Source organism: Streptomyces sp. NPDC003300 (assembly GCF_040610915.1).
Classification (GTDB): domain Bacteria; phylum Actinomycetota; class Actinomycetes; order Streptomycetales; family Streptomycetaceae; genus Actinacidiphila.
The window spans coordinates 43,493-56,565 of sequence record NZ_JBEXNE010000035.1; the positions used below are offsets into that span (position 1 = coordinate 43,493).

9 protein-coding genes are annotated in these 13,073 nt (G+C 73.6%); 5 read left to right on the forward strand and 4 right to left on the reverse strand.

What is annotated here, in order from left to right:
* Positions 1–106 precede the first annotated feature (106 nt).
* Together ABZX65_RS32835 and ABZX65_RS32840 are read left to right on the forward strand one after the other, a co-directional pair.
* Positions 107–2,392, forward strand: coding sequence for a DUF4139 domain-containing protein (locus ABZX65_RS32835; protein WP_355348481.1), 2,286 nt, complete (start codon positions 107–109; stop codon positions 2,390–2,392).
* Positions 2,393–2,395: 3 nt separating this feature from the next.
* A complete protein-coding gene (locus ABZX65_RS32840; RefSeq protein ID WP_355348484.1) occupies positions 2,396–4,114 on the forward strand; it encodes a mucoidy inhibitor MuiA family protein in 1,719 nt (572 codons plus the stop codon).
* A 33-nt stretch (positions 4,115–4,147) separates the two neighbouring features.
* On the opposite strand, the gene ABZX65_RS32845 is transcribed toward ABZX65_RS32840, so the two are convergent.
* Complete coding sequence (locus ABZX65_RS32845) at positions 4,148–5,323, reverse strand: epoxide hydrolase (RefSeq protein WP_355348487.1); 1,176 nt, start codon at positions 5,321–5,323, stop codon at positions 4,148–4,150.
* Between the two features lie 248 nt (positions 5,324–5,571).
* Between ABZX65_RS32845 and ABZX65_RS32850 the strand changes: the two genes are divergently transcribed.
* The 3 genes from ABZX65_RS32850 (at position 5,572) to ABZX65_RS32860 (ending at position 8,840) form a co-directional block, all read left to right on the forward strand.
* Positions 5,572–7,110, forward strand: a complete 1,539-nt coding sequence (locus ABZX65_RS32850; RefSeq protein ID WP_355348490.1) for an alkaline phosphatase family protein — start codon at positions 5,572–5,574, stop codon at positions 7,108–7,110.
* A 149-nt stretch (positions 7,111–7,259) separates the two neighbouring features.
* Positions 7,260–8,141, forward strand: a complete 882-nt coding sequence (locus ABZX65_RS32855) for an alpha/beta hydrolase (RefSeq protein WP_355348492.1) — start codon at positions 7,260–7,262, stop codon at positions 8,139–8,141.
* A gap of 315 nt (positions 8,142–8,456) precedes the next feature.
* Positions 8,457–8,840, forward strand: coding sequence for a PPOX class F420-dependent oxidoreductase (locus ABZX65_RS32860; RefSeq protein WP_355348495.1), 384 nt, complete (start codon positions 8,457–8,459; stop codon positions 8,838–8,840).
* A 36-nt stretch (positions 8,841–8,876) separates the two neighbouring features.
* Here the strand turns inward: ABZX65_RS32860 and ABZX65_RS32865 are convergent, their stop codons facing one another.
* The 3 genes from ABZX65_RS32865 to ABZX65_RS32875 form a co-directional block, all read right to left on the reverse strand.
* Positions 8,877–10,685 carry a gamma-glutamyltransferase gene (locus ABZX65_RS32865; protein ID WP_355348498.1) on the reverse strand — a complete coding sequence of 603 codons (1,809 nt, stop codon included), beginning with the start codon at positions 10,683–10,685 and terminating at the stop codon, positions 8,877–8,879.
* 200 nt (positions 10,686–10,885) lie between these two features.
* Positions 10,886–11,557 (reverse strand): DUF4232 domain-containing protein, encoded by a 672-nt coding sequence (locus tag ABZX65_RS32870; protein WP_355348501.1) that lies wholly within the window; start codon positions 11,555–11,557, stop codon positions 10,886–10,888.
* 150 nt (positions 11,558–11,707) lie between these two features.
* Positions 11,708–12,973, reverse strand: coding sequence for a saccharopine dehydrogenase C-terminal domain-containing protein (locus ABZX65_RS32875; protein WP_355348504.1), 1,266 nt, complete (start codon positions 12,971–12,973; stop codon positions 11,708–11,710).
* Between the last annotated feature and the right edge of the window lie 100 nt (positions 12,974–13,073).

The following is a 13,073-nucleotide window of genomic DNA, read 5'->3' on the forward strand; positions in this document are numbered from 1 at the left end:
CACCGACCCTCGGCGTGCCCAGGAGGACTCGGCTAGGGTACGGACGAGTCCGGGCCCCGAGACGTTTCGGGCAGACCGGCCGCGGGCCGAGCGTGGGGGAGACAAGGTGGGCGCAGCCGTTCCGAGCGGCACGGATGAGCCGAACGAGCCGTCCGCCGCTGAGTCCGAGGTGACCTCGGTCGTCGTGCACGCCTCCGGAGCGGTCGTCACCCGCCGCGCGCGCGTCACGGTGCCGACCGGAACCGCCGAGACCACCGTCCGCGTCGAGGGCCTGCCGCCCACGCTCTACGAACAGTCGCTGCGCGGCCGGGTGGTGAACGGCCCGCACGGGCTGCGCGTGACCGACGTACGGCTGGACGTGGGCGCCACCGTGCACCGGGGCGAGCAACTGCCCTCGCTGCGGCTGGACCTGGAGGACGCCGAGGACCAGCAGTCCCGGCTCCAGGACCGCAAGTACCGGCTGGAGAGCGAGATCGAGGAGGTGGCGGCGCTGCGCGCCGAGCCGCCGCAGCCGCGCAGGGGCGACCCGCCCCGCTGGGCGCCCGTCGAGTCCTTCCTCGCCCTGGCCGGATTCGTCGACACCCGACTCGGCTTCCTGCACGAGCGGTTGCGGGCCACCGAGGACCAACTGGCGCGCGCCGACCACGACGTGGACGTCCTGCGGGCGCGACTGCACCAGTCGTCCACCGCCCTGAGCGCCGAGCGCACCGACCCGGCCGTCGGCGCGGTCGTGACACTGGCCTCCGAGGTGACCGACGCGGCCGACGTACCGGACGCGTCGGCCGACGCAGCGGACGCGCCCGAAACCCGCGAGGACACCTCCCCGACCGGCGAGGCCGGGACACCCGCCGACGCCCCGGCCGAGATCGACGTGGAGGTCGAGGTCGAGTACCACGTCCCCGGCGCCACCTGGGTCCCCGCCTACCAACTCCGCCTGGAGGGCACCAGTGGCGCGGGCACGCTCGTCCTGCGCGCCTGCGTCGCCCAGCGCACCGGCGAGGACTGGTCGGGCGTACGTCTCGCGCTGTCCACCGCGGACCTGCTGCGCCGCTCCGACCTGCCCGAACTGCGGTCGCTGCGGATCGGCCGCACCCAGCAGGAACCGCAGACCCCCGGATGGCGCGAACCGCCGCCAGGGCTCGCCGAGTTGTTCTCCGGCTACGACGGCGCCGCCGCGGCCCACCCCGCCGCGTCGCGCGGTCCGGCCCGGCCGTCGGGCCCGGGCGCCCCCAGGTCCATGAACGCGTGGCTCGGCGGCGTCGAGGACGACCTGGAAGAGGCCGACTTCTCGCCGGACCTGGCGGCGGGCGGCGCGTACGGACCCGCGGAGCCCGGCGGCGCGGCCGAGGCCGTCGGCTACGGCGGTTCGTTCGGCGGGCCGGTGCCCGCACCGGGAGCGGCGCCGCCCCCGGCTCCGCTCGCCGCCGCGGCGCCCATGTCCCAGGCGCACGCCGAGCCCGCGACGGACCGCGCACGCGGCAGGTCGGCGCCCGTCGCCCGCAGCGCCCGGCGCAAAGTCGCGCCGCCCGTATTGCCGCCGTCCACCGCGCCGTCCGTGGACATGCTCGATTACGGCCGCCTGACCGTCGCGGGTCCCGACGCTGGCGCCGAGCGCGGCACGCTGCGACCGGAAGCCGCCCCGATCGCCACCGTGGTCACCGAGTACCGGCGCAGGGCCGAGACCGTCGGCCGCCTCCCGCGGCCCGCGCACGCGGTCGACGTACGGACCTCGGCCGGCTCCTTCGACTACCGCTTCGACACCGCCGCGCCCGCGGACGTGGTGTCCGACGGCGCGTGGCACATCGTGCCGGTCAGCGAGGTGCCGGTCGTGACGGAGTCGCTGCACGTGTGCGTCCCCGCGGTGGACACGGCCGTCTTCGGCACCGTCCTGGTCACCAACACCTCCCCGCACGCGCTGCTCGCCGGTCCGGCCGACGTCATGGTGGACGGCGACTTCGTCCTCACCGCGGCCCTGCCGACCCTCGCCTCCGGACAGCGGCAGGCGGTCGGCGTCGGCGTGGCCGAGAGCGTCCAGGTGGCCCGCCGCACCCACATGCGCGAGTCCACCGCGGGACTGCGCGGCGGCACGACCGTCCTCGACCACACCGTGGAGATCGAGGTCGCCAACCGCCTGCCGTACCCCGTCGTCGTTGAGGTCCGCGAGCGCGTACCGGTGTCGACCGACAAGGACGTCCGTATCGAGGAGCACCGGGCGCGACCGGCCTGGACGGAACCCGAGGAACCGCTCACGGGCCAGGGCGGCTCGTACGTCCGCGGAGCGCGCGTGTGGCGCGTGGAGTTGGCACCCGGCCGGACCACGACGCTCACCGGAGGGTTCGAGGTCCGCCTCCCCGCGGGCAAGTCGGTCGTCGGCGGAAACCGGAGGAAGTGAACCGTGACCACCCCGGAGACCCTGACCGACGGGACCGGCGCGCCCGGCGCCGATGACACGCCCGCCGAGCCGGACGCGCTCTTCCTCCCGGTCACCACCGTGACCTGCCTGGAGGACCGCGCCCAGGTCGAACGCACCGGCACCGCGCGGCTCACCGCGGGCGTCCAGCGCCTGCGGATCGGCCCGGTCACCCCGCTGACCGTCGACCGGTCCCTGCGCGCCGAGATCTCCGCGCACACCGAGGGGGACGACGACACGGACCTCGGCGCGGACGGTCCGCGCGTGTTCGACGCCCGCGTCATCCGCACCTACACCCCCGCGCCTCCCGGCGGGCCGGGCCCCGACGCGTCCGAGCTGCGCCGCGAAGTCGACTCCCTGGAACGGGAGATGCGCGAGGTCGGACAGCTGCGGCAGCGCCTGGACAGCGCGCTGGCCGTGGTCCACCAGGCCAAGGCCGATCTGCACCGCGACATCGTGCAGGGCGCGGGAGCGGGCGCCGCCGACCCCGAGCGCTGGGCCGACCGCCTGGAGCGCGTGGACGAGGACGCCGAGACCAGGATCGGCGAACTCCACCGGCTGCGCCGCCGCGAGCACGACCTGAACGAGGAACTGCGTACGGCGCGTACGGCGTTGGCGGCCACCGAGACCGAACCCCCGGTGCTCACTGCCTTCGTGGAACTCGTCGTGGAGGCGCCCGAGGCCGGTTCCGCGCGGATCCGCGTCGTGAGCCTCGTCCCGTGCGCGCTGTGGCGCCCCGCCTACCGCGCGACGCTCGCCGCCGACCGCGACAGCGTCACCCTGGAGACCGACGCCTTCGTGTGGCAGGACACCGGCGAGGACTGGAACGGCGTACGGCTGTCCCTGTCCACCGCGCGCCCGACGCTCGCCGCGGCCCCGCCGGAGCTGACCGAGGACGTCCTGACCCTCAGGGAACGCACCGTCGAGGAGCGCCGGACCGTCGAGGTGGACCTGCGCGAGGAGGACGTCACGACCGTGGGCGGCGACTCGGCCGCCGACACCGCGGACGGCGCGGGACCGCTGCCCGGCCTGCACGACGGCGGCGCGGTCCGCGTCCTGCACGCGCCCCGCCCCGTCACCGTCCCCTCCGACCGGCGCCCGCACCGCGTCCACCTGTCGGCCTTCACCGCCGCCTGCCGCACCGAGGACACCTGCGCCCCCGAACTGTCGCCCCTGGTCGTGACCACCGCGCGGTTCCCCAACGCCGCCGGCCACGTCCTGCTGGCCGGCCCCGTCGACCTGGTGCGCGACAGCGGCTACACCGGCCGGGCCACGATGCCCTTCGTCGGTACGGGCGAGGACGTACGCCTGTCCTTCGGCAGCCAGGACACCTTCCGGGTCGTCCGCCACACCGAGGAGCAGCGCGACACCACCGGTCTCGCCGGGATCAACCAGCGCACCGTGATCACCCGTCAGGTGCGGCTCTTCGTCTCCCGCCTGGACCAGCCGAGCGCCGAGCACCCCGGCGACACCGGCCGGCCGGGCGCCGACCTCACCCGCGAGGTCGTGATCCGCGAACGCGTCCCCGTCTCCGAGGTCTCGGCCGTCGAGGTCCGCACCCTGCCCGACCGCTGCCGCCCGGCGCCCGACGAGACCGACGACGACGGCATCGTCCGCTACGTCCAGCGCCTGGCTCCCGGCGAGCGCCGCGAGATCACCCTCGTCTACGAGGTCAGCGCGTCGAGCGCGGTGACCGGTCTGTGACGCGGCCCTGACGCCCTTACGCAGGACCGCCGTTCAGCCCGCTGCCGCCCGGTAGGGGCGGAAGAATTCGCGCAACTCCCGCGCGTACAGCTCGGGTTCCTCGAACGCCGCGAAGTGGCCGCCGCGCGCGGGCTCGGTGACGCGTACGGCGTTGGCCGTACGCTCGAGCCAGGCCCGCGGCGGGCGGGCGATGTCGCCGGGGAAGAGCGAGAAGCCGGAGGGCACTTCGACGCGGCGGGTGAGCTGGGCCGACGGGATCGCGGAATTCGCGTGGTACATCCGCATCGACGAGGCGATCGTCCCGGTGAGCCAGTAGATGGTCACGTTGGTGAGGATCTCGTCCTTGGTGAAGCTCCGCTCGATGTCGCCGCCGCAGTCGCTCCACGCCCGCAGTTTCTCCACGATCCACGCGGCCAGCCCCGCGGGCGAGTCCTGGAGCCCGACGGCCGCGGTCTGCGGCTTCGTACGGTGCATGGCGGCGTATCCGCCCTCGGCCGCGCCCCAGGCGGCGGTCTGCTGGAACCAGGCGCTCTCCTCGGGTGTGAGCTCCGCCGGATCGCCCGCGAAGACGGGCAGGCCGCCGTCGGTGCGGTGGACGGCCACCACCCGGTCGGGGTGGTCGAGCCCGAGGTAGCGGCTCACATGGCTGCCGATGTCCCCGCCTGCCGCGCCGAATCGCGCGTAGCCGAGGACGTCCATCAGCTCCGCCCACAGGCCGCTGACGGCGACGGAGTCGAGCGGCCGTCCCGCGGCGGGGCGGTCGGAGTACCCGTAGCCCGGCATGTCGGGCACGACCACGTCGAAGGCGTCGGCCGGGTCGGCGCCGTGCGCGGCCGGATCGGTGAGGAGCGGGACGACCTTCGCGTACCGCCAGAAGGAGTCCGGCCAGCCGTGGCTGAGGACCAGCGGCAGGACGGGCCCCGTGGGCGCGACGGCGCGGGCGTGGACGAAGTGGATGCCGAGCCCGCTGATCGGGGCCCGGAACCGGGGGAGCCGGGCCAGCGCCGCCTCCTGCGCCCGCCAGTCGAAGCCGTCCGCCCAGTAGGCGACCAGTTCGCGGAGGTAGTCCAGGTCGGTTCCGAGCGACCATCCCGCGTCCTCGGGCGCGTCCGGCCAGCGCGTCGCGCGCAGCCGGGTCCGCAGGTCGTCGAGCGCGGCGGCGTCGGCCCGCGGGGCGAAGGGTTCGGGGCGGGACGGGGCATCGGGCATGGGACGCATGCTAACGCCGCGTACCCCGGCGGCCCCGGAACGGGGAGCGTGGCGAATCCGGACGTCGGCCACTGGTAGCCGACCGTTCAACAGGTCGTCTCCCGCAGGGGTCTGGCCTCCGCCCATGCGTCACGGAAAGATAACAGGTATGGACCGAACGGCCTCGATGTTCCGGGGCGTTCGGTCCCACTGGTGCCCTCCCGCACCGCGCGTCTCCGCCACCTCCGCCATGTCGAACGGAGCAACAGATGTCCGACCACGGGATCTCCCGCCGCAGCGTCCTCGCGGCCACCGCCGCCGTCGGCGCGACCGTCGCCGTCAGCGGCGTCACCGCCGCGACCCCGGCCGCCGCCGCGGCCCCCACGCTGCCGAACGGCACCAGCAAGGACAAGGTCCTCGTCGTGGGCATGGACGGCCTGCGCCACGACAGGATCGACGCGGCCACCGCCCCTCACCTCAAGTCCCTGATGGCGAACGGCACCTACGGCACCAGCCTGCTCTACGCGAACCCGATGGCGGCCACCGTCTCCGGCGCCGGCTGGTCGACCATCGCCACCGGCGTGTGGCCCGACAAGCACGGCGTGAAGGACAACACCTTCGCGGGCAAGAACTACGGCGCCTACCCGGGCTTCATCAAGCGCATCGCGTCCGTGAAACCGGCCCTGTCCACCTACGTGGCCGTCGACTGGAAGCCGCTCGACGCGCAGGGCACCTTCACCGACGGCGCGGACGGCAAGGTCGTCTACGACGGCGACACAGCCGACTACACCGTCACCGACGCCCAGATCGTCGCCGACTCCGAATCCGTCCTGCGCGATCAGAACCCGGATGTCGCCTTCGTCTACTTCGGCAACACCGACGAGGTCGGACACGCCTCGGGCGCCGCCAGCCAGGCGTACCTCAAGGCCATCGCCACCCAGGACGGCTACCTCGGCCGCCTGCTCGCCGCGGTCAAGGCCCGTCCCACCTACGCGAGCGAGCGCTGGACGGTCATCGTCGCCACCGACCACGGCCACCTGGACGCGGGCGGCCACGGCGGCTCCACCATCGAGGAGCGGCGTACCTTCGTGCTGGCCCAGGGGCCCGGCATCGCGGCGGGCCTGCGGCCCATCGACACCCGCCTGGTCGACGTGGCCGCCACGGTCTTCAAGCAGCTCGGCATCGTCCCCGCCGCCTCCTGGGGCCTGGACGGCAAGCCCATTCAGGAGCGCTCGACCGATCCCTTCGACGCGCTGACGCTCTCACCGCGCACCGACGAGACCGGCATCCCCGCCGGGGTCCTGGGCTACACGCACACCACGCCCAGCGGCTGGTCGATCATCAACTCCGCGATGGGCACCGGCGGTGTCACCGAGTGGCGCGGCTGGTCCTTCGCCACCGACGAGTTCTGGTCCCGCGCCCAGGCCGACCAGTCGCGTGAACTCAACGTCCGCTCGCGCGGGGTCTTCGCGGTCGCCGACTCCGACGAGTGGGCCGACAAGTCCTTCTCCGGCACGTTCGACTCGACGCTCGTCACCCCCGCCCACGCGGTCACCGCGGGCTCCAAGGTGACCCTCGACTACGTCACGCACTACCTCCAGGAAGGCAGCCAGAAGGCCGAGATCCTCGCCTCCTGGAACGGCGGCACCCCGACGGTCGTCAAGACCTACACCGCCGACACGGTCGCCAAGGTGGAGTCCCTCACCCTGACCGCGCCCGTGGGCGCCTCCAGCGTCAGCTTCCGCTTCCACTACACCGGTTCCAACAACTGGTACTGGGTGATCGACGCGGTCAAGATCACCGCCTAGCCGCCCGATGTCCGGGCAGGGGGCGCCGCCACCGGCATCCGCGGCCCCCTGCCCGCCCGACCCGGCACCCGAAAGTGCGGGAGAAGACGCAGGTCAGCCCTGGCCGAAAGCCGGATGCGAGGCGATCGGCCGACTGGCAGACTCCGCATATGCCCCATGCAGACGTCGCGCCCGGAGTGTCCCTCGCCTACGAGACCTTCGGCGACCCCGCCGATCCCGCCGTCCTGCTCGTGATGGGCTTCGGCGCCCAGATGATCTCCTGGCACGAGGACTTCTGCCGCGCGCTCGCGGACCGTGGCCGCCACGTCATCCGGTACGACAACCGCGACTGCGGGCTGTCCACCTCCTTCGACGCCCACCCCGTCGACATGGGCCGGTTCATCGCCGCGGTCAGCTCGGGGGACATCGCCTCCGCCCTGGCCATGGTCCCCTACACGCTCCAAGACATGGCCGACGACGGCCTCGGCCTGCTCACCGCGCTCGGCATCGACCGGGCCCATGTCCTCGGCTCCTCGATGGGCGGCATGATCGCCCAGACGATGGCCATCCACCGGCCGTCGCGGGTGTTGACCCTGACCTCGATGATGTCCTCGACCGGCGAGTCCGAATACGGCCGGCCGACCCCCGAGGCGCAGGCGGTGCTCTTCGCCCCGAAACCGGCCGACCGCGAAGGCTATGTCGCCGCGGCGGAAAGGGAGTTGGTGTGGGCCTCCCGGCGCTACGGCGACGCCGACGCCCTGCGCGACCTGGCCGCCCGCAGCTATGACCGCGCCTATCACCCCTCCGGCGTCGGTCGGCAGCTCGGCGCGATGATCCTCGGCGGCTCACGCGCGGACGCACTCCGGAAGCTCAAGGTGCCGACCCTCGTCATCCACGGCTTGGACGACACCCTGATCGGCCCCAGCGGCGGGGAGCGCACCGCGGAGTTGGTGCCAGGGGCCGAACTCGTCCTGATCCCCGATATGGGCCACGACCGCCCCCGTGAGCTGTGGCCCGAGATCATCGGCCTCGTGGCGGAGCACACCGCCTGAGCGATGACCGCGCCGCGGTCGCGCAGCGTCCGTCAGGTCGCGGAGCCCCGGCGGACCGGCCTCGCCCGCGTACGGCCCGGCGGCCGTACGGACACCGCTCCAGGACGCCCTCGTCGACGAGGCGGTTCAGCGGCTCGGCAGGCGCCTCGCGCGGGATGCCGAGGGCGCGCGGACCTGGCAGGGTTCTCAGTGTGCACGCGTGTCGGTCCACGGATACGTCCCCGGACGCGGCCCTGGGCGGCCGTCCGCGTACACCACCAGAGCCGCCGACCCGTTCACCGGCGCACCCGCACCAGCCATCAGGAGCTGACCACGATGCTCGACCCCGACGTCCGCCGCGTCCTCGACGGCACCTCACTCGCCCACATCGCGACCGTCCTGCCCGACGGCGCCCCGCACACCGTCCCCGTCTGGATCGGCACCCACGGCGACCGCGTCACGATCTTCACCGGCCCGCGGTCCCGCAAAGCCCGCAATCTGCGCCGCGACCCGCGCGTGGCGCTCTCCCTCACCCCGGCCGACAACCCCTTCCAGCCGGTCGTCATCCGCGGCAAGGTCGTCGAATGGCTGGAGGGCGACGCCGTCTGGGAGATCATCGACCGGATGGCGACGAAGTACACCGGCGGCCCCTACTCGCGCGACAACGAGCTCGTCGTCGCGCTCATCGAGCCCGAGCACCAGAGCGTGGGCATGGGCTGAGGATTCCGCAGGGCCGCGCGCCGCCGTCCGGACGCGTCAACGTCCCACGGCGTAGCCCTGCATGCCGCGCGGATTCGCGGCGGCCGACAGCACGCCCGTCTCCGGATCGCGCGCGACGGCGGAGATCCGCCCCTCCGACCAGGCGCCGCCGACGCTCACCGCGTGCCCCCGGCGGCGCAGTTCGGCCACGACATCGGGACCCGTCCGCTCCTCGACGGTGAGGCTGCCCGGCACCATGGCCCGCGGGTAGAAGGAGCCGGTGAAGCTGTCGGTGTGCCAGTTCGGCGCGTCGACGGCGCCTTGCAGGTCGTAGCCGCCGCGCACCCGGTCGCGGAGCGCCACGGCGAGGAAGAAGTGCACCTGCCACTGGTCCTGCTGGTCGCCGCCGGGGGTGCCGAAGGCGAGGACGGGCACCCCGTCGCGCAGCGCCAGCGACGGACTGAGCGTCGTGCGCGGCCTGCGGCCGGGGGACAGGGAGTTGGGCAGACCCTCCTCGACCCAGGTCATCTGGAGCCGCGTGCCGAGCGGGAAGCCCAGCTCCGGTATCACCGGATTCGACTGGAGCCACCCCCCGCTGGGCGTCGCCGAGATCATGTTGCCCCAGCGGTCCACGACATCGATATGACAGGTGTCGCCGCGCGTGCCGCCGTCGACCGCGACCGTCGGCTCGCCCGCCCCGGCCCCGGTCGGCGCCACCCGCGCACCCGCGCCCTGCCCCGCGGCGGTCGCGTACGCGCTCAGCTTCGGCGTCCGACCCTCGGGGCCGCCGGGCCGCAGTTCGTACGAGGCCCGCTCACCGATGAGTTGGCGGCGGCCGGTGTTGTACGCGGTGGACAGCAGCGCGTCGAGCGGGACGTCCGACGCGTCGCCGTACCACGCCTCGCGGTCGGCCATGGCGAGCTTCGTGCCCTCGACCAGCCGGTGGACATACGCGGCGGACCCGTACGCGGGCAGGTCGGCGGCGCGCGACGGCAGCAGGGCGAGCTGCTGGAGGAAGGCCGGGCCCTGACTCCACGGACCCGCCTTGCAGACCGTCCAGCCATCCCACTCATACGTGGCGGGCTCCTCGTACGACGCGGACCAGCCCGCCAGATCGGCGGCCGTGAGCGTCCCGGTGTGCCGCTCGCCGCTGGTGTCCATGGTCGGACGGGCGGCCTGGGCGACGATCGCCTCGGCGACGAAGCCCTCCCGCCAGATCCGGCGCGCGGCCTCGATCTGCGCGACCCGGTCCCCGCCGCCGTCCGCTTCCGCCTCGGCGATCAGCCGCCGCCAGGTCGCGGCGAGCGCCGGATTGCGCCACAGCTCGCCGGGACGCGGCGCCTCGCCGCCCGGCAGATACAGCTCCGCGGACGTCGTCCACTCCGTCTCGAACAGCTCACGCACCGTCTCGACGGTCGCCGTGACGCGCTCGACCGGCGGATGACCGTCCGCCGCGTATCCGATCGCGTAACGCAGCACCTCGGCGAGGGACGCGGTGCCGTAGTCGCGCAGCAACGTCATCCAGGCGTCGAACGCGCCGGGCACGGCGGCGGCCAACGGCCCGGTACCGGGCACCAGGTCCAGGCCGAGCGAGCGGTAGTGGGCGACGGTCGCGCCCGCGGGCGCCACCCCCTGCCCGCACAGCACCCGTACCTCCCCCTCGGCGGGCCCGACGATGATCGGCACCTCGCCGCCGGGACCGTTGAGGTGCGGCTCCACGACGTGCAGCACGAAAGCACCGGCCACGGCGGCGTCGTACGCGTTGCCGCCGCCCTCCAGTACGGCCATCGCGCTCTGGGAGGCGAGCCAGTGGGTGGAGGCCACCATGCCGAAGGTGCCTTGGAGGGTCGGCCTGGTCGTGAACATGCGCTGCGCCTCTCTCGGGTCGGGCAACTCCCGTCAGAGCGCGTCCCGTTGCCCGCGTCGAGGGCCGTCCGCCGCCATGACCTGGCACATCACGGTGCCGCGTCCTTGCACGCAGGCTAGCGACCGGGAAGCGGCGGGTCCGCGGCGGTCCACCATCCGGGCCCGCGCGGGCCCTTGACGGTGCGTCAGGCGACCGGTCGTCAGCGCCGCACGGCGCCTATGGTCAGCGGATGGATGCCCGTACCGGCGCAGTGCTCGGTCTTGTCGGCGAGGAACAGCGCCGCCTTCTGGTTCGGCGGATAGATCCGCAGCCCCTCGACCTTCGTCAGCTTGCACTGGTCGGCGCTGTAGCCGCCCTGACCGTTGCTGTCGTGCAGCTCCGCGTACGCGGTCGCCTTCGGCGCCAGCGAGACGGTGCCGTGCGAACCGCCGTCACGGTCGGCCGCGGGACCGGCCTGCGCCCCGGCCGTCTTGACGTACGAGACGCCCGGATAGCCCGTCAGCGTGCACGCCGTGCTGCCGGTGTTGGTGAAGACGACCTTCGCGTGGTACTGCCCGGCGCCGACCTCGGCGTCCTTCAGCGCCACGCTGAGGTGGTCGCTGACGCACGCGCTCGGCCCCGCCGCCTCGGCCGACGCGCCGCCGGAGCCGTCCGCCGACGACGTGGGCGTACCGCCCGGCGCGCTCTGCGTACCGTCGCCCGTCGTGGACGGCGCACCGGCGGACGGGGAGTCGGACGGCGCCGCGCTGACCGAGACGGACGAGCCCGCCGGAGCGGCGGACCCGCCGTCGTCCGAACAAGCCGTCAAGGTCAGGGCCGCCGTGGCCAGAGCCGCGGCGGGCACCATCACGCGTACGGACAGGCTGCGCATCGTGGGACCTCCGTGCGTCCTGGGGCCGGAAGACCGACCCCGTCGTACTCATTCACCGTGTGATGCCACGCCTGCCCCTGTCCTCCCTGGCTACACAGGCGCCCCAGGTCCGGGGGCACCTCGGGGCATCCGCCCCGACGGCGGCGGGGGCTACGCGTTCGGCGCCGGGGCCGCGTCCCGATCCTGCGCGTTCCCGGCCTGTTCGCGCATCGCCCACGGGGACCCATACGCGACGAGCAGGTCGAGGAAGGGCCGCGCGTCGAACGCCTCGGGGCCGAGGACACCGCTGCCGCTCCAGGTGCCGTCGGCGAGGAGTTCGAGGGCGATCACCGGATTGATCGCCGTCTGCCAGACGACGGCCTGGGAACCGTACTCCCGCATCGACCACTGGTTGTCGACCACGTGGTAGAGGTAGACCTCGCGCGGGCGGCCGTCCTTGGTGCCCTTCACCCAGGTGCCCGCGCAGGTCTTGCCGTGCATCCGGTCGCCGAGCGCGGCCGGGTCCGGCAGCACGGCGGCGACGACGTCCCTGGGGGAGACCCGGGCCGGACCCCGGTCGGTGGCGACGGTGACCGGGTCCGTACGGTCCAGGCCCAGGTCGTGGAGGGTCTGGAGCTTGTCGATGAAGTCCTGGCCGAGACCGTATTTGAACGTCACCCGGCGGGCGTCGACCCAGCGCGGGATCAGCAGCACCTCCTCGTGCTCGACGTTCACGCACTCCACCGGGCCGATGCCCTCGGGGAAATCGAAGATCTCGGGCTGGCTGAACGGCGCCGTGGTGTACCAGCCGCGGTCCTTCTCCCACACCACCGGCGGGTTCAGACACTCCTCGATGGTGGTCCAGATACTGAACGACGGCGCGAAGTCGTAGCCGTCCACCGTGAGATTCGCGCCGTCGCGCACCCCGATCTCGTCGATGCCGTCGAAGAGGTGGTCGGCGGCGTAGCGGGCGAAGACATCGGACATGCCCGGCTCCACGCCCATGCCGACCAGAGCCAGCAGCCCGTCCTCCTCCCACGCCTTCGCCTGCGCGAACTGGTCGTCGCCGAGCTTCGTGCCGCACTCCTCGTGGGGCCGCCGCGCGTGCGGCACCGACAGCGACATCGCCATGTCCATATACGTCGCCCCGGCCCGGTGCGCGGCCTGGAACAACGGCATGACGAAACGCGGGTCGGTCGCGTTGAGCAGCACGTCGCACCGCCGCTCCCGCAGCAGATCCTCCACGGAGAGCTGGTCGGAGGCGTCGATCCTGGCCGTGCTGAACCGGTCCGCCGCCTCGCCCAGTGCCGTGACGGCCGCCTCGGCCCGGCCCGGGTCGTAGTCGGCGACGACCATGTGCTCGAAGAAACCGCGTCGGGCGGCGATCCGGGTGATGGCGCTTCCGACGCCTCCGGCTCCGATGAGCAGTACACGCATGGCGGGGTTCCTTCCGCTGGTCGAGTGGGTGAGCGGGTGAGCGGTGCGGCCGGGGCCCCCGCACGGGGGGTGCTCGCGCCGTGGAGTGATGGAACCGCCG

Coding starts and splice junctions, on each gene's coding strand:
- ABZX65_RS32850 (WP_355348490.1), top strand. CDS start 5,572: ATGTCCGACCACGGGATCTCCCGCCGCAGCGTCCTCGCGGCCACCGCC.
- ABZX65_RS32870 (WP_355348501.1), bottom strand. CDS start 11,557: ATGCGCAGCCTGTCCGTACGCGTGATGGTGCCCGCCGCGGCTCTGGCC.
- ABZX65_RS32860 (WP_355348495.1), top strand. CDS start 8,457: ATGCTCGACCCCGACGTCCGCCGCGTCCTCGACGGCACCTCACTCGCC.
- ABZX65_RS32845 (WP_355348487.1), bottom strand. CDS start 5,323: ATGCCCGATGCCCCGTCCCGCCCCGAACCCTTCGCCCCGCGGGCCGAC.
- ABZX65_RS32855 (WP_355348492.1), top strand. CDS start 7,260: ATGCCCCATGCAGACGTCGCGCCCGGAGTGTCCCTCGCCTACGAGACC.
- ABZX65_RS32865 (WP_355348498.1), bottom strand. CDS start 10,685: ATGTTCACGACCAGGCCGACCCTCCAAGGCACCTTCGGCATGGTGGCC.
- ABZX65_RS32875 (WP_355348504.1), bottom strand. CDS start 12,973: ATGCGTGTACTGCTCATCGGAGCCGGAGGCGTCGGAAGCGCCATCACC.